14 protein-coding genes are annotated in these 18,601 nt (G+C 60.9%); 6 read left to right on the top strand and 8 right to left on the bottom strand.

Translation table 11 applies throughout. The annotated features are described in order from the left end of the window. The first annotated feature begins 54 nt into the window (after positions 1–54). The 4 genes from HBO19_RS01190 to HBO19_RS01175 all read left to right on the top strand — a co-directional run bounded on the left by HBO19_RS01190 (position 55) and on the right by HBO19_RS01175 (position 3,513). Positions 55–1,866: a penicillin-binding protein activator gene (locus HBO19_RS01190; RefSeq protein ID WP_170056750.1), complete on the top strand. Its 1,812-nt coding sequence runs from the start codon at positions 55–57 to the stop codon at positions 1,864–1,866. After that, the gene (locus HBO19_RS01185) at positions 1,866–2,237 is read left to right on the top strand and encodes a YraN family protein (protein WP_170056749.1); all 372 of its coding nucleotides are present in this window, start codon (positions 1,866–1,868) and stop codon (positions 2,235–2,237) included. The genes HBO19_RS01190 and HBO19_RS01185 overlap by 1 nt, the downstream gene beginning before the upstream one ends. Before the next feature lie 104 nt (positions 2,238–2,341). Then, on the top strand, positions 2,342–2,935 hold the full coding sequence (locus HBO19_RS01180) for a phosphoheptose isomerase (protein WP_003171862.1): 594 nt from the start codon (positions 2,342–2,344) through the stop codon (positions 2,933–2,935). After that, on the top strand, positions 2,932–3,513 hold the full coding sequence (locus HBO19_RS01175; RefSeq protein ID WP_169956365.1) for a BON domain-containing protein: 582 nt from the start codon (positions 2,932–2,934) through the stop codon (positions 3,511–3,513). The genes HBO19_RS01180 and HBO19_RS01175 overlap by 4 nt, the downstream gene beginning before the upstream one ends. 68 nt (positions 3,514–3,581) lie before the next feature. Here HBO19_RS01175 and HBO19_RS01170 read toward each other — a convergent pair whose 3' ends face one another. The 8 genes from HBO19_RS01170 to HBO19_RS01135 all read right to left on the bottom strand — a co-directional run bounded on the left by HBO19_RS01170 (position 3,582) and on the right by HBO19_RS01135 (position 16,497). Further along, positions 3,582–4,343: an OmpA family protein gene (locus HBO19_RS01170; protein WP_170056748.1), complete on the bottom strand. Its 762-nt coding sequence runs from the start codon at positions 4,341–4,343 to the stop codon at positions 3,582–3,584. Positions 4,344–4,509: 166 nt separating this feature from the next. Further along, on the bottom strand, positions 4,510–5,154 hold the full coding sequence (locus HBO19_RS01165; RefSeq protein ID WP_170056747.1) for an MBL fold metallo-hydrolase: 645 nt from the start codon (positions 5,152–5,154) through the stop codon (positions 4,510–4,512). Positions 5,155–5,166: 12 nt separating this feature from the next. Next, positions 5,167–7,356: an OsmC domain/YcaO domain-containing protein gene (locus HBO19_RS01160; RefSeq protein ID WP_169956368.1), complete on the bottom strand. Its 2,190-nt coding sequence runs from the start codon at positions 7,354–7,356 to the stop codon at positions 5,167–5,169. Positions 7,357–7,428: 72 nt separating this feature from the next. Beyond that, a complete protein-coding gene (locus HBO19_RS01155; RefSeq protein WP_170056746.1) occupies positions 7,429–10,167 on the bottom strand; it encodes a LuxR C-terminal-related transcriptional regulator in 2,739 nt (912 codons plus the stop codon). Between the two features lie 257 nt (positions 10,168–10,424). Next, positions 10,425–11,789: a DUF1329 domain-containing protein gene (locus HBO19_RS01150; protein ID WP_169956372.1), complete on the bottom strand. Its 1,365-nt coding sequence runs from the start codon at positions 11,787–11,789 to the stop codon at positions 10,425–10,427. A 42-nt stretch (positions 11,790–11,831) separates the two neighbouring features. Next, a complete protein-coding gene (locus HBO19_RS01145; protein WP_170041750.1) occupies positions 11,832–13,703 on the bottom strand; it encodes a DUF1302 domain-containing protein in 1,872 nt (623 codons plus the stop codon). 335 nt (positions 13,704–14,038) lie between these two features. Next, positions 14,039–15,721 (bottom strand): fatty acid--CoA ligase, encoded by a 1,683-nt coding sequence (locus tag HBO19_RS01140; protein WP_170056745.1) that lies wholly within the window; start codon positions 15,719–15,721, stop codon positions 14,039–14,041. 146 nt (positions 15,722–15,867) lie between these two features. Beyond that, a complete protein-coding gene (locus HBO19_RS01135) occupies positions 15,868–16,497 on the bottom strand; it encodes a LysE family transporter (protein WP_170056744.1) in 630 nt (209 codons plus the stop codon). A gap of 84 nt (positions 16,498–16,581) precedes the next feature. Between HBO19_RS01135 and HBO19_RS01130 the strand changes: the two genes are divergently transcribed. Together HBO19_RS01130 and HBO19_RS01125 are read left to right on the top strand one after the other, a co-directional pair. Continuing rightward, positions 16,582–17,547, top strand: a complete 966-nt coding sequence (locus HBO19_RS01130) for a 2-hydroxyacid dehydrogenase (protein WP_170056743.1) — start codon at positions 16,582–16,584, stop codon at positions 17,545–17,547. Between the two features lie 31 nt (positions 17,548–17,578). Beyond that, complete coding sequence (locus tag HBO19_RS01125) at positions 17,579–18,577, top strand: class I SAM-dependent methyltransferase (RefSeq protein WP_169956382.1); 999 nt, start codon at positions 17,579–17,581, stop codon at positions 18,575–18,577. Positions 18,578–18,601: the final 24 nt, after the last annotated feature.

Below are 18,601 nucleotides of genomic sequence, written 5' to 3'. Positions count from 1 at the left end.
GCCAGTGCTTGGGTACAATTCCACGCTAATTTGATCGGTATCAGGAACACTTACATGATCGCTTGCCTGCGGCTGTTCTCTGCCCTTTGCCTGGCTGCCCTGTTGGCGGCTTGCGCAAGCTCGCCCTCGTCAAGCCTTGGCGAACTCCCACGGACCCCGGATGCCACCATCGAGCAACTGCTCGAACAGGCGACCTCGGCCAAGACCCCGGAAAAAGCTGCACTGTTGCGCCTGAGCGCGGCAGACATGGCCTTCCATCAGAACAATCCAGGACGCTCCGCGCAGATCCTCGCGCAAGTGCCACTGGACAGCCTCAAGCCTGCCGCCCAGGTTTTTGCCAGCACCCTGTCGGCAGAACTGGCCATGACCCGCAACCAGCCCAAGGCTGCGTTGACGGCGTTGAGCCATCCGAGCCTGCAAAGCCTCAAGGAGTTGCCGCCGGAGCAGCAGGTCCGCACCGGCACCGTGCATGCCCGCGCCTATGAAGCCGACGGCCAGACCCTGGCCGCCGCCCGCGAACGCGTGGCCATGGCCCCGTTGCTGACGGGCGATGCCGCCACCAGCAACCATGAAGCCATCTGGAGCCTGATTGCCGCCGTGCCTGGCGAGCAGTTGCAGGCCAGCGGCAACCCGGTCCTCGACGGCTGGATCAGCCTGGCCCAGGCCGTGAAGAACGCCGGCACCCTGGAGCAGCAGCAAGCCGCCATCGACACCTGGCGTGCGCAGAACCCTGCGCACCCGGCGGCAGTGCAACTGCCGATGCCGCTGACCCGGCTCAAGGAACTGGCCAGCCAGCCATTGAACAAGATCGCCCTGCTGTTGCCGCAACAAGGCCCGCTGGCCAGCGTGGCCAAGGCCCTGCGTGAAGGCTTCATGGCCGCGCACTACCAGGCGCAACAGGCCGGGCAGAAGCCGCCGGTCATCGAGTTCTATGACAGCTCGCGCGTCAGCTCCATCGATGAGTTCTACAAAAAAGCCCAGGCTGACGGCGTGCAATTGGTCATCGGCCCGTTGGAGAAGCCGCTGGTCAAACAACTCAGCGCCCGCCCGCAACTGCCCATCACCACCCTGGCCCTGAACTACAGCGAAGGCGACCAAGCCCCCGCGCAACTGTTCCAGTTCGGCCTGGCTGCCGAGGACGAAGCCCGCGAAGTGTCGCGTCGCGCCCGCGCCGACGGCCTGCACCGCGCGGCGGCCATGGTGCCGAAAGGCGAATGGGGCGACCGCGTGCTCAAGGCCTTCCGCCAGGACTGGGAAGCCAATGGCGGCACCCTGATTGGGGTCGAACATGTCGACCAGCCTGTGGCCTTGGCCCAGCAAATCGCCGACCTGTTCAAGCTGCGCCAGAGCGAAGGTCGCGCCAAGAGCCTGCAAAGCACGGTTGGCACGGATGTCGCGGCACAGCCATCGCGTCGCCAGGACATCGAGTTCATCTTCCTCGCCGTGACGCCGCAACAGGCCCAGCAGATCAAGCCAACGCTGAACTTCCAATACGCAGGCGATGTGCCGGTGTATGCCACTTCCCACGTGTTCAGTGCCAGCGGCGACAAGAACCAGTACAACGACATGAACGGCATCATGTTCTGTGAAACGCCGTGGCTGCTCAACACCACCGATCCACTGCGCAACCAGGTCACTGCCCAATGGCCACAAGCCAATGGCAGCCTGGGCCGCCTGTACGCCATGGGCGTGGATGCCTACCGCCTGGCGCCGCGCCTGGGTCAGCTCAAGGCACTGCCTGATACCCGTATCGATGGTCTTTCCGGCAACCTGGGCATGAGCCCGAGCCAGCGGATCGAACGCCAGATGCCGTGGGCCAAGTTTGTCAGTGGCCAGGTCGAACGCCTGCCCGATACCCCGCGCTGATGCCCTTACGCTCCAGCGCACAAAGCGGCAAGGATGCCGAACAACAAGCTCTTGAACACTTGCAGCAACAGGGTCTGCGCCTGCTGGCGCAGAACTGGTTGTGTAAACGCGGCGAGCTTGATCTGGTCATGCTTGACGGCGATACAGTAGTATTTGTCGAAGTCCGCTACAGAAAATACGCACAGTGGGGTGGTGCGCTCGCCAGTATCGACGAGCGCAAACGTCAAAAGCTGATACTCGCCGCGCAGTTTTTCCTGCTTAGTGAGGGTCGCTGGGCTGACTCCCCCTGCCGTTTCGATGTGGTTGCCATACAAAGCACCCCCCACGGAACCGCTGATCTGCACTGGCTGCGCAACGCCTTCGACGGCTGAGTGTTACCGGTACCGATCAGACATCTTCACCGCACACTTTTGCTCTTTGCTTTGCGGGCTGCACATTCGTGTGCCATACAGCCGCGCTACTTAAGGTCACACAGATGGACATGCAATCCCGAATTCGCCAGCTTTTCCAGGCCAGTATCGATACCAAGCAACAGGCGATGGACGTACTTGCACCGCACATCGAGCAAGCCAGCCAGGTCATGGTCAACGCCCTGCTCAACGAAGGCAAAATGCTTTCGTGCGGCAACGGTGGTTCGGCCGGCGACGCCCAGCACTTTTCCTCCGAACTGCTCAACCGCTTTGAGCGCGAGCGGCCGAGCCTGCCGGCTATCGCCTTGACCACCGATTCGTCGACGATCACCTCGATCGCCAACGACTACAGCTACAACGAAATTTTTTCCAAACAAATTCGTGCCCTCGGCCAACCGGGCGATGTGTTGCTGGCTATTTCCACCAGCGGCAACTCGGCGAACATTATTCAGGCGATCCAGGCCGCACATGATCGCGAAATGATTGTCGTAGCATTGACCGGGCGCGACGGCGGCGGCATGGCCTCGCTGCTGCTACCCGAGGATGTGGAGATCCGCGTCCCGGCCAATGTCACTGCACGTATTCAGGAAGTCCATCTGCTGACGATCCACTGCCTGTGCGATCTGATCGACAGCCAACTGTTCGGGAGTGAAGAATGACCGTTAACCGCCTCAGCCTTATAGCCATCACGCTGTGCCTCGCTATCAGCGGCTGCACCTCGGCCATCACTGCGACCCGCGACACCCCTATCCAGGACGACCGTGGCACACGCACTTTTGGCAGCAAGATCGATGACTCGCTGATCGAGACCAAGGTCGGCGTCAACGTCGCCAAGGCCGCCCCCGACCTGGGCAACGGCGCATCGCGTATCGTCGTGACCAGCTTCAACGGCATCGTGCTGCTCGCCGGGCAAACCCCGCGCGCCGACCTCAAGACCCAAGCCGAACAGGCAGCCTCAACCGTGCAACGGGTGAAAAAGGTCCACAACGAACTGCAGGTCGCGCAGCCCATCACCCTGCTGGCAATCAGCAATGACGCCGTGCTGACCACCAAGATCAAGGCCCAGATGCTCACCGACAGCGCAATTCCCGGCTCGCGGATCAAGGTTGTGACGGACAACGGCATCGTCTACCTCATGGGCCTGCTGACCCAGCAGGAAGCAACCCGCGCCACCAACCTGGTACAGGGTGTGTCCGGGGTACAGAAAATTGTGAAACTGTTCGAATACATCGACTGACGTAATCGCCAGCCACAAAAAAGGGCGCCTTGCATTGACTGCACGGCGCCCTTTTTATTGGCTGACGGTTACTGGTACTGCTGGTACGGATTGCCTTGGAACTGGTTGCTCTGCTGCTGTTGCTGCGCAGGCTGGCCATACTGCTGGCCGGGGATCGGGCCGAGGTTGACCTCCACGCGACGGTTCTGCGCACGACCGTTGACGTCGGCGTTGCTGGCAATCGGGTTATCCGGGCCGGCACCACGGGTGGTCAGGTTGGTCGGGCTGACACCTTGGGACGTCAGGTAATTGGCCACGCTTTGCGCACGACGCTGGGACAGGTCCATGTTCAGTTGGCGGCTGCCGGTGCTGTCGGTGTAGCCGACGATCTGGATGGTGTTCTGGTTGAACTGCTTGAGTGACCCAGCCAGGTTGTTCAGCGGGGTGTAGAAGCTGCTGGCGATAGCATCGGAGTTGGTCGCAAACGTGATGTTGCCCGGCATGATCAGCTTGATCTGGTCACCCTGGCGCTGCACCTCGACGCCGGTGTTGGCCATGCTTTCACGCAGTTTCTTTTCCTGCTGGTCAGCGTAATAGCCATAACCCGCAGCGCCGATACCGGCTACCGCCGCGCCGATCAGCGCGCCTTTGCCACGGTTGTTATGGTCAATGGCTGCACCGGCCAACGCACCCGCCAGCGCGCCGAGGCCGCCGTATTTGGCGGTTTTGCTCATGCCTTGCGAACCGTTGTCCGCCTGTCCCTGGCTGCCATCGTAAGGGTTAGGGGAAGCACAGCCCGACAATAGGGCTACCGCGGTAGCAACAACAAGCAGACGACGCGAAGTGAACATGAAGGAAGCTCCTACTTTTGCATTCTGTGATGCAGAGGACATTGGCAATGGACCTGTGCCGAGTTTGGAACGCGACAAACGGTAAAAATTCCGTACTCCGCCGCGCACCTGTGACAAAAGATAAACGCCGGCACGCTCACCTAAACCCTAGCAGAGCCTCGCGCTGTCAGGCCCTGACAAACGGATTTTCGCGCATTTCATCCCCCAGGCGCGTATCCGGGCCATGCCCGGTCACCACGGTCGCCCCTTCGTCCAGGGTATAAAGCCGCTGCTTGATCGACCGCACGATGGTCGCCTGGTCGCCGCCCCACAAATCCGTGCGCCCTACCCCGCGCCGGAACAAGGTATCGCCGGCGATCAGCAGCTTGGCATCGGCAAACCAGAAACTCATCGAGCCCGGCGTATGCCCAGGCGTGTGCAAGGCGACGCCGCAGCCACAGGCCAGCTCTTCATCATCGGCCAGCCAGCGATCCGGCGACGGCACCGGGGTGTAGGGCACACCGAACATCTGGCACTGCATTTCGAGGTTATCCCACAGGAACTGATCCTCCTTGTGCAGGTGCAGCGTGGCGCCGGTCTTTTCTTTCAACTGGCCGGAGGCCAGGAAGTGATCCAGGTGCGCATGGGTGTGGATGATGCTCACCACCTTCAAGCCCAGTGCGTCGAGGCGCGCCAGGATCAGCTCATGGTTGCCGCCCGGATCGACCACGATGGCCTTCTTGCTGATCGGGTCACCGATGATCGTGCAGTTGCACTGCAACGGGCCGACGGGGAAGGTTTCACGGATCAGTCCAGGAGTTGTGATTTGCATAAGGAGTCCCTTCTAGCTGTTGGCCCGTGCCGCGTGCAGTTTTTTGTAGCTGTCGATCAACCGCAGGTGCCGGTCCAGCCCTTCCAGTTTCATACTGGTTGGGGTCAGGCCATAAAAGCGCACGCTGCCATCCACCGAACCAATGGCGGCGTCCATGCGCTCGTTGCCAAACATCCGGCGGAAGTTGGCCTCGTAGTCTTCCAGCTCCAGGTCCTCGTCCAACTGCATCTCCAGCACTGCATTCACCGCCTGGTAGAACAGGCCGCGTTCGACGGTGTTGTCGTTGTATTGCAGGAACATCTCCACCGCTTCCTTCGCCTCTTCAAACTGCTGCAAGGCGAGATAGATCAGCAGCTTCAGCTCCAGGATCGTCAACTGGCCCCAGGCGGTGTTGTCGTCGAACTCGATGCCGATCAGGGTGGTGATATCGGTGTAGTCATCCAGTTCGCTTTCCACCAGGCGCTCGACCAGCGCTTGCAGGCCCTCTTCATCCAGGCTGTGCAGGTTCAGGATATCGGCGCGGAAGAACAGCGCCTTATTGGTGTTATCCCAGATCAGGTCGTCCACCGGATAGATTTCCGAATAGTCCGGTACCAGGATCCGGCAAGCCTTGGCGCCGATATGCTCGTACACCGCCATGTAGACCTGCTTGCCCATTCCTTCGAGAATGCCGAACAGGGTGGCAGCCTCCTCGGCGTTCGAGTCTTCGCCCTGGCCGGAGAAATCCCACTCCACGAACGCGTAATCGGATTTTGCACTGAAGAAACGCCACGACACCACGCCGCTGGAGTCGATGAAGTGTTCGACAAAGTTGTTCGGCTCGGTCACCGCATGCCCCTCAAAGGTCGGCTGCGGCAAGTCGTTCAAACCTTCGAAACTACGGCCCTGGAGCAACTCGGTCAGGCTGCGCTCCAGCGCCACTTCCAGGCTTGGGTGGGCACCAAACGAGGCAAATACGCCCCCGGTGCGCGGGTTCATCAGGGTCACGCACATCACCGGGAACTCGCCGCCCAGGGACGCATCCTTGACCAGCACCGGGAAGCCCTGCTCTTCGAGGGCCTGGATACCGGCGAGGATGCTTGGGTATTTGGCCAGCACGTCGGCCGGTACATCCGGCAGGGCAAATTCACCTTCGATGATTTCGCGCTTTACCGCGCGCTCGAAGATCTCCGACAGGCACTGCACCTGCGCCTCGGCCAGGGTATTACCGGCACTCATGCCGTTGCTCAGGTACAGGTTTTCGATCAGGTTGGAGGGGAAATACACCACCTCGCCGTCAGACTGGCGCACAAACGGCAGTGAGACGATGCCACGCTCTTCATTGCCGGAGTTGGTGTCGATCAGGTGCGAACCGCGCAACTCGCCATCGCGGTTGTAGATCTTCAGGCAGTACTCATCGAGAATTTCAGTCGGCAGCGCGTCTTTGCGGCCCGGCTTGAACCAGCGCTCGTCCGGGTAGTGCACAAACGCCGCGTTGGCGATGTCTTCGCCCCAGAATTGATCGTTGTAGAAGAAGTTGCAGTTCAGGCGCTCGATAAACTCGCCCAACGCCGACGCCAGTGCGCCTTCCTTGGTCGCGCCCTTGCCGTTGGTAAAGCACATCGGCGAATGCGCATCGCGGATATGCAGCGACCAGACATTGGGCACGATATTGCGCCACGAAGCGATTTCAATCTTCATGCCCAGGCCCGCCAGAATGGCCGACATGTTGGCGATGGTCTGCTCCAGCGGCAGGTCCTTGCCCGCAATATAGGTACCCGCGTCTGACGCAGAAGCCGGCATCAGCAACGCCTGGGCGTCGGCGTCGAGGTTTTCTACCTCTTCGATGACAAACTCAGGCCCGGCCTGTACCACTTTCTTTACCGTACAGCGGTCGATGGAGCGCAGGATGCCCTGGCGATCCTTATCGGAAATATCGGCAGGCAACTCGACTTGAATCTTGAAGATCTGGTTGTAGCGGTTTTCCGGGTCGACAATATTGTTCTGCGACAGGCGGATATTGTCCGTGGGGATATTGCGCGTGCTGCAGTACAACTTCACAAAGTAAGCCGCACACAACGCCGACGAAGCCAGGAAGTAGTCGAACGGACCGGGGGCCGAGCCATCGCCCTTGTAGCGAATCGGCTGGTCGGCCACCACGGTGAAGTCGTCGAACTTGGCTTCAAGCCGGAGGTTGTCGAGAAAATTGACCTTGATTTCCATGCGGGATTACCAGAATAGCGGAGCAAACGAATTGGCCGCCATTATCCGGCTTTTGCGGCGCAAGTCTCCCCCTTACCCCAACAACCCCATCTCCTGCGCCCGCGCGACGGCCTGGGTACGGCGTTCCACTCCCAGTTTGCTGTTGATATGGCTGGCGTGGGTCTTGACGGTGTGCAGCGAGATAAACAGCTGGTTGCTGATTTCCTGGTTGGAACACCCTTGGGCGATCAACTGCAGCACCGCCAGCTCACGGGCGCTCAAGGTTTCGCCGGTGTGGGTGATTTCGATCGGCTCGCGCAGGGCAACTACCGGCAGCAAGGCCCACAAGCTTTGCCGCAGCAGGTCATTCGGCGCGTGGCCCAGTTGCTCACGCATCCAGTCCGGATAACGTTCCAGCAAACGTTGGAAGGGTTGCAACGCACCGCCGCTCGCCACTTGCAGGGCGCGGGCAAAAACCGGGCGGGCCGATGCAGCCTGACCGTCATCCAGCAACAACAGCACGTACTGGTTCAGGGCCATCACTGCGATCATCTGCTGGCCTTTGCCTTCAGCTTGCCGGGCGAGTGCATCGAGCCGGCGCAGGGCGTTTTCGGCTTGGCCACGAATGGCATCCAGGGCCGCCTGCTGCAATTCGATATGTTGCGGCAGATGTGGATGAAACTCCGGGGCGGCGGCAGCCTGGTCGCCGTTGTAGGTTTGCCCCAGCCGCGCCAGCCAGGCATCGGCCAGGTCCGTACGGCCCTGGGCCAGCCACAACTCGCATTTGATCAATGTGATCATGGCCAGGTAGTAAATCGGCGGCACATCCCAGATATGCATCAGCCGCTCGGCTTCGGCCAGCTCGGCAAAGGCCTTGGGGAAATCACCACGGCGCCCCTCGAGGTTGGCGATGACACAGTGGCCGATCAACACGCTGATATCCCGGCAGGCGCGAGCCTCGGCTAACCCGGCACGCAGGCGCAACAGCCCGGCTTCGGGCTGGCAACGCATCAGCAGCAGGAACCCTTCGTACAGCGACAGGCGCGCACGCACCGCATACAGGCGCTGGGGCGCCAGGCCCTGCAAGCGTTGCAGGCCCTCGCGCACCTCGTCCAGGGAGCGCAGGATTTCCCCGCGCGCCTGCAACACCCGCGCCCGATCGTAATGGGCCAGGGCCTCGAACAGCGGGTTGCCGACACGTTGCGCCAGCTCCAGGGAGTCGCGATTCAAGCCGCGTGCGCGCCACAGGTCGGCGTCGACGATGGCCAGGTTCGACAGGGTCGAAAGGCACATCAAGCGCTGGCCGTAACGCTTGAGCGGCAGGCTTTCCAGGGCTTCGCTGCAATACAGCTGGGTCAGCTCGCGATTGCCGCGCCCACGGGCAATGATGCCACTGAGGGCCAGCCACTGGGCGAGCATCGACTTCTGCGCCGTGGCCGACGGTGCCGGCAGGAAGCGGCTGAGATGGCTGGACAGTTCTTCTGCGGCGTCCAACTGACAGGCCAGCCCCAGCGCCCAGCTGTAGAGCACGATCAAGCGGGGCGTGCTGATCAACAGACTGTCAGGCAAGTCCATCTTCCAGCGCAGGAGCATGCCGACATTCTGTTCAGCCAGCAGTTGCTCTTCAGACAGGTTCTGCACCAGGTTCGCCGCTACATCCAGATGCCCGGCGCGCAGGGCCTGTTCCACGGCTTCATCGAGCAAGCCCTGGGCATTGAACCAGCGACAGGCGCGCAAGTGCAGGCTGGCGGCCGGCAGCATCGCATTCGGCGAGCGCCGGGTGCGCAGCAAATCGGAAAACAAGTGGTGATAGCGGTACCAGTGACCCTGTTCGTCCAGCGGCACCAGGAATACCTGATGAGCTTGCAGGTAACGCAGGATTTCCGCGCTGTCATGGGCCTCGCGCACCGCATCGCAAAGCTCGCTGCAAAAACGCTCCTGGGAGGCGGTGTCGTATAAGAACGCCTGGACTTCCGGCGGCAGGCAATCGATCACCTCTTCCAGCAGATAGTCACGGATCAGCCCTTCGCCACCATGCAGGCCTTGGGGCAGGTTGGCCTCGCTGCCGGCTTCGGCGGCCGCCAGCAACCAGAAGCGCAGGCCGGCCACCCAGCCTTCGCTGCGGCGGATCAGATTGTCCAGTGCCTCACCGCGCAACGAACTGCTGTGGCGGTCAAGCAAGGCCAGGGATTCGTCGTTGGTCAGGCGCAGGTCTTGCTCATGCAACTCCAGCAAATGCCGGGACAAACGCAACCGCGCCAAATGCCAGTCGGGACGCTGGCGGCTGGTGACCAGCACCAACAAGCCATCAGGCAAATGATTGAGGAAAAATTGCAGGCAGCGATCCAGCACCGGCCCCTGGGCCAGGTGGTAGTCATCCAGCACCAGTAATAACGGCGTGCGTGTGGATAGATGGACGGTCAATTCGTCGAGCAAGCCATCGAGCCATTCTTCAAAGGCAAACGGCTGGTGGCGCTGACGCATTTTCAGCAGGCCCAGGGCCTGGCTGCCTACCTGCGGGAAATACTGTTGCAGACCCTCCAGTAGACGTTCAAGGAAACGCCCCGGATCACTGTCCCGCGCACTGAGGCCCAGCCACAGGCTTTGCCAGTGATCCGGCAGGCTTTGGCAGAACTCCACCGCCAGCGAGCTCTTGCCGAACCCGGCCGGCGCGCTGACCAGCAATAAACGCCCCTCCAGGCCCGCGCTCAGGCGCTCGCAAAGGCGTGGGCGCAGCACATAGCCATCAGGCAGTGGGGGTCGATAGAAGCGCCCTTCCAGCGTGGGGATTACCGCACTGGCAGGCCCTTGTATTGGGGACAGATCAGTCATCGCCGGGCTCTTGTAGTAGGCTGTGGTCGGCATTGCAGATGTCCGCAGACTAGCGTTAAAACCCGTCGCTTTGTAGATCTTTGCAACATTTGTCTGAAAAAGACTACAACAAGAAATAACCAGCGATGTTCAGCCCCCCCAAACAAATGTAGGAGCTGGCTTGCCTGCGATGGCATCGCCTCGGTATGTCAGATAGACCGAGGTGATGCCATCGCTGGCAAGCCAGCTCCTACAGAGGCCAACGTGTTTACTGCACGTTAGCGAACACCGTCCTGGCGCAGGGCCGCCGGGGTGAAGTCTTTGGTGGTGGCGGTGAAGCCGAAGTCATAGGCCTTTTTCTCTTCGTTCTTCATGCCCAGTGCCAGGTAGCGGCCGGACTGCAGGTCGTAGAGGGTTTCCAGGGCGTACCACGGCACTTGCTTGTCGTAGTAGTTCTCGCCATGGGCTTCAGCCACGCGCCACAGCTGGCCACGACCGTCGTAGTGGTCGATCACCGCCGCTTGCCAGGTGTCTTCATCGATGTAGAAGTCACGTTTGGCGTAGATATGGCGCTGGCCCTCCTTCAGGGTTGCGACCACGTGCCAGACGCGGCGCAGTTCATAGCGTGCCAGGTCCTGGTTGATGTGGCCGGCCTTAATGATGTCGGAGTACTTGAGCTTCGGATCGTCGAGCTTGTAGCTGTTGGACGCGATGTAGATTTCCTTCTTGCCTTCGAGCTTCCAGTCGTAGCGATCCGGCGCACCGTTGTACATGTCGAGGTTGTCGGAGGTACGCAGGCCATCGGCAGCGGTACCCGGCCCGTCATAGGACACTTGCGGCGCCCGGCGCACACGGCGCTGGCCGGCGTTGTAGACCCACGCCGCGCGCGGTTCCTTCACCTGGTCCAGGGTCTCGTGCACCAGCAATACACCACCGGCCAGGCGCGCCGGGGCGGTCACTTGCTGCTTGAAGTAGAACAGGATGTTGCCCGGGTTTTTCGGGTCGTAGTCCTTCATCTTGTCGCGGAACACGAACTGATCCTGGAAGTACACCAGGCTGTACGAGCCGTTGGCCTGTGGCGTGGCCTGGGTCACCAGGCGCGTGACGCTGCCCCCGCGATAACGGGTGATGTGGTTCCAGATCACCTCGACCCCGCTTTTCGGGATCGGGAACGGAATCGCGGTCTCGAAGTTTTCCAGGCCGTTACCGCCACCTACCAGGTTGGTGCTGGTGGCGTTTTTCTTGATGGCGGCGAACACTTCCGGCGGCACGGTGGCGCCGCGATGGGTGGTGTACACCGGCATCTTGAAGGTTTCGGGGTAGCGCTTGAACATCGCGTACTGCCCCGGGGCCAGCTTGTCTTTGTACTGCTCGACGTTTTGCGCGGTGATGGTGAACTGCGGCTGCTCGCTGGCATACGGGTTGGCCAGGAAGCCCTTGGCATCCACGGCGCCGGCGTTGGTCGGCAGGGCTTTCCAGGCCGGGATGGTGCCGGCAGCGTTGCCGGCCATTTCCGCGCCCATCGGGGTCAATGTGGTGCCCAGCTTGGCGGCTTCATCCGCCGAGACCGCCGCCATGACGCTGCTGGCCATGATCGACAGTCCCAGCACACCCACGTGCAACAGACTTTTGGTTATTTTCATGTTCTGGTCTTCCTGAAAATACTGACTGCTTAAAGAGTGTGCTTAGAAGTTCACGCCGGCGCTCAAGGCGACAAAATCGCGGTCATCCACCGTGCTGAAGTCGCCACCAAAGAAGTTGGTGTAGTTCAGGCTGACGGTGTAGGTGTTCTGGTATTCAGCATCCACACCCAGGCTGACGGCCTTGCGGCCCTCTTCAAAGTTGCCGCCAGGGCCTGGCGAGTAACCTTTGACGTCATGGGACCAAGCCACGCTTGGCTTGAGGTTGACACCGGCGAAGACGTCCGGGTATTCCCAGATCGCACGGGCGCGGTAACCCCAGGAAGTGGCGGTGGTGTAGCCGTCCTGGTTGCAATTGGTGTTCAAGCCGGCAGTACTGCCACCCAGCCCGGCACCAGCGGAGGTCGAAGCATTGAGACGGTTACAGAAACCGCCGGGCAAGCTGCCTGGCCCAAACACCGGGTCACGCCCATAACGCGCGTCAGACTTACTCTCAAGCCCCCCGACATGCGTCACACCAATCTCACCCACGGTCGTCAGGCGGCTTGCCCCCATGACCTGATCGAAGAAGTGCGTAAAGGTAGTTTGGAATTGGCTGACTTCTTTGCGGCGATAGCCATGCAAGTCCTGCCCAGGCTGCCCCTTGAGTACCGAGGCGTTGTTATACCCATTAACCCCAGTAACACCTGCAAACAGGATATCCGTGGTGTTGAGTTGTACAGGCGCATTCGGACGGTAGCTCAACTCACCACTCCACGCCGTGCCCGTAGGCAAGGTGGTGGAGAAACTCAAACCGTAGAGGCGAATGTCTTCCGGGTATTCAACAAAATAGTTGGAATTACCCGCGACAATAACCGGCGCCAGGCCGGCCAACGGGGCTGGAAGGTTATTGGCAAGGTTGAACACGCGCTGGGAGGCGCCCTGGCCACTGAAAATCGGCGCACGGCTGTGATAGTTCATGAAGTACGCACCGAACTCGGTATCCAGCGGTTCAAAGTTGTAGTGAAACGCAAAACCGAACTGCCCACTGTCACGTGCATCGCGGTCAGGTCCACGGGCGACTTTCACACCCTCTTCGTTCATGTCGACCCCTTGGGACGTCAGGAACGGGATCGCTGTTGCCGGGAATTGCGAACGCTTGTTCAGCACCCGCAGGTTGTCGTTGCAACCATCGGAAATAACATCCGGCTGCGAGAAAAAAGTCCCACAGTTGTCGGTAACCGTCTGGTCCCACTCCAACTGATAGAACGCTTCCGCCGACAGGTTATCGGTCAACGATTGCGACACGTAGAACATGTTGACCGGAATCAGGCCTTCCTTGATCTCGGCACCCGGACGACGGAACGCAGACACGTCGATCGGGTTGATGGAGTTGATACCGCCACCGATAAAGGTACTTTCACCCCAGCTCACGACTTGCTTGCCAAAACGCACCGAACCCGGGGCATCGGCAATGGAGTAGTTGTGGTAGATGAACGCATCGAGGATCTGCCCGCCAGAAGACTTGGCGCCCTCTTTGCGATTGTGGTCGCTGATGTCCTTGAACTCGCGGCTTTCGTCCTTGAGTTCAAAGTCATACCAATACTTGCCACGCACAAACACACCGGTATCGCCGTACTTCAGTTCCAGGTCATGGATACCCTTGAAGATCTTCGAGAACGTCTCCCCACGCTTGAAGTTCAAGTGGCCGTCATCGGAGGTCTGCGACAGCCCCCTGCCGCCGTTGTTGGCACCGATCAGGTCCTTGTTGGGCTTGGACGTGCCCCAACTGGCCCCCACCGACAGGGACGAGTCGAAGCTGCCTTCGACCTCACCAATGTTGAAACTGACGCCGAATGCGGGCCCGGCGAGGGTCGAGGCAAGACTGACCGCCAGGGGCAATCTCGCCCGGCGCCAGAACTGATTTACTGAGGTCATCGACGCTACTCCATGTGCATTTTATTGTTATGGCAGTGAGCCTTTTCAAACACGCTTGTAACGGCCGGAATACAACGATTCCAATGCCAGACTGCCGCCGGACCACCCAGGACCGCAGCGCCGCATCCTTGAAAAACTCTGGGAGGGACTATAGCCAGCAGGGGGTAGCGCTTGATCCCTCTAAAGTGTGATTTGCATCACCAACCCGTCTGCGACAGCCCTTTCGCCATGTCAGCGAGGGCTGACGCGAAAGAGAATGGCTCAAATTACGCAAATAACAAGGCGAAGGCCTGTAATAGAGCATTGCCGTGCCCGAACGGGCACGGCAGGAGGGGTCAGAGCGTGGAGAGGAAGGTGCTGTTATTGGCCTGCCATTCGATGATGTCGATCCGGATACGCTTCTTGTCCAGCTTGCCGACGCTGGTCTTGGGAATTTCCGTAACAATGGCAATCTGACTTGGAATCGCCCACTTGCTCAGGTGGCCCTGCTCGACATACGGCTTGAGGTGCTCCTTGAGTTCGCGCGCACCAATCCCGTGGCCTTCGCGCACCACGAGCAGGGCAAACGGGCGCTCGCCCCACTGCGGGTCGGCAATCCCGACCACCGCTACTTCACGTACCGCCGGGTGACGGCTGACCAGGTCTTCCAGCGCCAGGGACGAGATCCACTCGCCGCCGGTCTTGATCACGTCCTTGATACGGTCGCGAATATCGATCACGCCAAAGGCATCGAGGGTGGCCACGTCGCCGGTGTGCATCCAGCCGCCTTCCCAAAGCTCGGCGCCTTTGTGCGGCTCGTTGAAATAGCCTTCGCTGAGCCATGGCGCGCGCAGCACCAGTTCGCCTTGGGACTCGCCATCGGCCGGCAGGAAGTTACCGTTGCCGTCGATGATCGCGGCTTCCACCAACGGCCCCGGCACACCGGCCTTGATCCGGTAGGTGGTGCGTTCGTCTTCGCTGCCGGCCATCAGTTCTTCATTGAGGTGGGCACAGGACACCAGCGGTCCGGTCTCGGACATGCCGTAGGCCGCCGTCAGCTGGATGCCACGGGTCTTGGCCGCTTCGTACAGCGAACGGTTGAGGGCACTGCCGCCGATGACGATCTTCCAGCCGCCAAAATCCACACCCTGGGCGGCCTTGGCGTTGAGCAGCATCTGCAGGATGGTCGGCACGCAGTGGGAAAACGTGACCTTTTCCTTGCGCCACAACTCCACCAGGTATTCCGGATCGTAGCGGCCTGGATAAACCTGCTTCAGCCCGAGCATCGTCGCCACATACGGCAAGCCCCAGGCGTGCACGTGGAACATCGGCGTGATCGGCATGTACACATCGTTGGTGCCGAGCAGGCGCACACTGTCGACGCTGCCCATGATGGTCGCCACGCCGATGGTGTGCAGCACCAGTTGGCGGTGGGTGAAATACACACCCTTGGGGTTACCGGTGGTGCCAGTGGTATAGAAAGTGGTGGCCACCGAGTGCTCGTCGAAGTCCTCGAAGGTGTACTGGGTACTGGCAGCGGCCAACAGGGTTTCGTACTCGCCTACCAGGTTGGGCAGGTCAGCGGTTTTTTCGTCGCCATCGGTCAGCAACAGGGTCTTGTCGACGGTGGTCAACTGCCCGGCAATGGCCTGGTACAGGCCGACGAACTCGCTGTTGACCAGCACAAAGCGGTCTTCGGCGTGGTTCATCGTGTACAGGATCTGCTCTGGCGACAGGCGCACGTTGATGGTGTGAATCACCGCACCAATCATCGGGATGGCGAACATGCACTCCAGGTAACGGTGGCTGTCCCAGTCCATCACGGCCACGGTATCACCGGCCTTGACTCCCGCTGCGGTCAGCACATTGGCCAGGCGGGCGACACGTTCGGTCAGGGTTGGGTAGGTGTAGCGCAGTTTGTCGCGGTAGACGATTTCCCGGGTTTTCTCGTAGCGGGCGCCCGACATCAACAGGCGTTTGATCAACAGCGGGTATTGGTACGCGCCTTCGGCGGGCGGGATAACACGAGTCTGCAACATACGAATCCCTTTTTATGACTGCACGGTCTTGGCTAAAGGATTTGCACTGTAGAGACCTTGCACGCCGGCCAAATCAGCCGAAGGAATGATTTGCAGAATCGGATGAATGCTAGCTTTGCGCCAGCATTCATTCACGAATGACGCACTCAGCGGTCGGTGAAAGCCACTTTCACACCGATGGCAATCAGCACCACGCCCATGCTCCGATCAAACCAGTGGCCCATGCGCGCAAAGCCTGCGCGCACGCGCTGCTGGCTGAACAACATGGCCACCATGCAGAACCACACGGCGGTGGCTACCGCCAGGTACAGGCCATAACCGGCCTGGATCGCCAGCGGCGTGTGGGGGTTGATCACCACGGTGAACAGCGACAGGAAAAACAGCGTGGCCTTGGGGTTCAGGCCATTGGTCACAAAGCCCGAAGTAAAGGCGCCGCGAGCGCTGCGCTCGCCCACTTCACGGTGCAGCTCTTCTGCACCGGCAGGCTTGGCCGGCTGCGCCCGCAGGGCTTTGAAGCCGATGTACAACAGGTAGGCCGCCGCCGCCCATTTCAAGGCGTTGAACAGCACGATGGACTGGGACACGATCAAGCCGATACCAAGCAGCGAGTAGCCAACGTGAAGAAAAATCGCCGAGCCGACGCCCAGCGCCGTCCAGGTACCGGCGCGCCGGCCATGGGTCACGCTCTCGCGTACCACCACGGCAAAGTCCGGCCCGGGACTGGCCACGGCCAGCAGGTGAATCAACGCCACGGTCAAAAACTCGGTGAGGTACATGCACACTCCAAGAAGTAACTGATTATTTCATCTGGTAGGCTCGGCAGATTACGCCTTCGAACTCTGTCGCAAAAGGTACAGTTGATGACGAACAATCGCCGCGCCGTCTTCCTTGATCATCCTTCCCTGGACCAGGGAGACCTCGACCTCAGCGAATTGCGCGAGACGTTCAGCGACTTGCAGCTGTGTGAGCAGACCTCGGCCGATCAGGTGGTCGAACGCCTGCAAGGTGCCCAGGTAGCGATCAGTAACAAGATCCTGCTCAACGCCCAGACTCTGGCCGCCTGCCCCGAACTGAAGCTGATCCTGATCGCTGCTACCGGCACCAACAACGTCGACCTGGCCGCTGCCCGCGCCCAGGGCATTACCGTTAGTAACTGCCAGGGTTACGGCACGCCATCGGTGGCGCAACACACGATCATGCTGCTGCTCAACCTCGCCACACGCCTGAAGGACTATCAAAAAGACGTCGACGCCGGCCTGTGGCAGCAAGCCAAGCAGTTCTGCCTGCTGGATTACCCGATTGTCGAGCTGGAAGGCAAAACCCTGGGCTTGCTGGGCCATGGCGAGTTGGGCGGCGCCGTCGCGCGCCTGGCCCAAGCGTTTGGCATGCGCGTGCTACTGGGCGCTATCCCCGGCCGCCCGGCCCGTGCAGACCGGGTGCCGCTGGACGAACTGCTGCCGCAGATCGATGCGCTGACCCTGCATTGCCCACTCAACGAACACACGCGCCACTTTATCGGGGCCCGTGAGTTGGCGCTGCTCAAGCCGGGCGCGTTCGTGGTCAACACTGCGCGCGGCGGCCTGATCGATGAACAGGCCCTGGCAGACGCCTTGCGCGGCGGTCATCTGGGCGGGGCGGCCAGCGATGTGCTGAGCGTCGAACCGCCGACCACCGGCAACCCGCTGCTGGCCAGCGACATCCCACGGCTGATCATCACGCCACACAGTGCCTGGGGCAGCCGCGAAGCACGGCAACGGATCGTCGGCCAATTGACTGAAAACGCCCGGGGCTTTTTCAGCGGAGCACCGCAGCGCGTCGTCAGTTGATAAACTGCGCTCCTTTTTCAGGGAGCAGACCATGGATCCGCGCAGTGAAGTACTGCTTCGTCAGGCCGAACTTTTTCAAGGCAACGTGTTGCTGGCCGGCCTGCCCGCCGATGACCTGCTGGGCCGCCTGCCCAATGCCCATGGCTGGTGCTGGCATGCGGGCGACCAGGCAGCGCTGGATGCGCGGTTTGCCGAACGCAGCCATTTCGGGGTCGATGTGCCGCAACGCGCATTCGACACGGCGGTGGTGTTCCTGCCCAAGTCCAAGGATCTGGCCGACTACATCCTCAAGGCCGTCGCGGCACGGCTGCCGGGCGCCGAGCTGTACCTGGTGGGTGAAAAACGCGGCGGCATCGAAAGCGCCGCCAAGCAACTGAACGCCTTCGGCAAGCCACGCAAGCTCGACAACGCACGGCACTGCCAACTGTGGCTGGCCACCGTGGCCGATGCTCCGGCGGCGCCGGAACTGGCGAGCCTGGCCCAGGTGTTTGAAGTGCCACTGGCCGACGGACCGCTCAAGGTCGTCAGTCTGCCGGGCGTGTTCAGCCATGGCCGCCTGGATCGCGGTACCGCGCTGTTGCTGGAACACCTGGACAAACTGCCCAGCGGTCATCTGCTGGACTTCGGCTGTGGCGCCGGCGTGTTGGGCGCGGCGGTCAAGCGGCGCTACCCGCACAACACCGTGACCCTGCTTGATGTGGACGCCTTCGCCACCGCCAGCAGTCGCCTGACCCTGGAGGCCAATGGCCTGGAGGGCGAAGTGCTGACCGGTGATGGCATCGACGCCGCGCCCATGGGCCTGGATGCGATTCTGAGTAACCCGCCGTTCCATGTCGGGGTACACACGGATTATTTCGCCACAGAAAACCTGCTGCGAAAAGCACGCCAACATCTGAAAAACGGCGGCGAACTTCGGCTAGTCGCCAATAGCTTCCTGAAGTATCAACCACTGATCGAAGAGCACCTGGGCGTGTGCGCAGTCAAGGCCGAGGGCCAGGGTTTTCGCATCTATCGGGCCAAGCGCGGCTGACGGGCGTTTGAAAAAGAAGGCTTG

The organism is Pseudomonas sp. WS 5021, assembly GCF_012985535.1.
Taxonomy (GTDB): Bacteria; Pseudomonadota; Gammaproteobacteria; order Pseudomonadales; family Pseudomonadaceae; genus Aquipseudomonas.
This window is presented reverse-complemented; position numbering and strand designations above follow the sequence as displayed.

Bases quoted from the DNA above. Each gene is read 5' to 3' on its own strand.
- HBO19_RS01130 (WP_170056743.1), top strand. From the start codon at position 16,582: ATGACGAACAATCGCCGCGCCGTCTTCCTTGATCATCCTTCCCTGGAC.
- HBO19_RS01175 (WP_169956365.1), top strand. From the start codon at position 2,932: ATGACCGTTAACCGCCTCAGCCTTATAGCCATCACGCTGTGCCTCGCT.
- HBO19_RS01150 (WP_169956372.1), bottom strand. From the start codon at position 11,789: ATGAAAATAACCAAAAGTCTGTTGCACGTGGGTGTGCTGGGACTGTCG.
- HBO19_RS01155 (WP_170056746.1), bottom strand. From the start codon at position 10,167: ATGACTGATCTGTCCCCAATACAAGGGCCTGCCAGTGCGGTAATCCCC.
- HBO19_RS01145 (WP_170041750.1), bottom strand. From the start codon at position 13,703: ATGACCTCAGTAAATCAGTTCTGGCGCCGGGCGAGATTGCCCCTGGCG.
- HBO19_RS01165 (WP_170056747.1), bottom strand. From the start codon at position 5,154: ATGCAAATCACAACTCCTGGACTGATCCGTGAAACCTTCCCCGTCGGC.
- HBO19_RS01190 (WP_170056750.1), top strand. From the start codon at position 55: ATGATCGCTTGCCTGCGGCTGTTCTCTGCCCTTTGCCTGGCTGCCCTG.
- HBO19_RS01140 (WP_170056745.1), bottom strand. From the start codon at position 15,721: ATGTTGCAGACTCGTGTTATCCCGCCCGCCGAAGGCGCGTACCAATAC.
- HBO19_RS01135 (WP_170056744.1), bottom strand. From the start codon at position 16,497: ATGTACCTCACCGAGTTTTTGACCGTGGCGTTGATTCACCTGCTGGCC.
- HBO19_RS01185 (WP_170056749.1), top strand. From the start codon at position 1,866: ATGCCCTTACGCTCCAGCGCACAAAGCGGCAAGGATGCCGAACAACAA.
- HBO19_RS01125 (WP_169956382.1), top strand. From the start codon at position 17,579: ATGGATCCGCGCAGTGAAGTACTGCTTCGTCAGGCCGAACTTTTTCAA.
- HBO19_RS01170 (WP_170056748.1), bottom strand. From the start codon at position 4,343: ATGTTCACTTCGCGTCGTCTGCTTGTTGTTGCTACCGCGGTAGCCCTA.
- HBO19_RS01160 (WP_169956368.1), bottom strand. From the start codon at position 7,356: ATGGAAATCAAGGTCAATTTTCTCGACAACCTCCGGCTTGAAGCCAAG.
- HBO19_RS01180 (WP_003171862.1), top strand. From the start codon at position 2,342: ATGGACATGCAATCCCGAATTCGCCAGCTTTTCCAGGCCAGTATCGAT.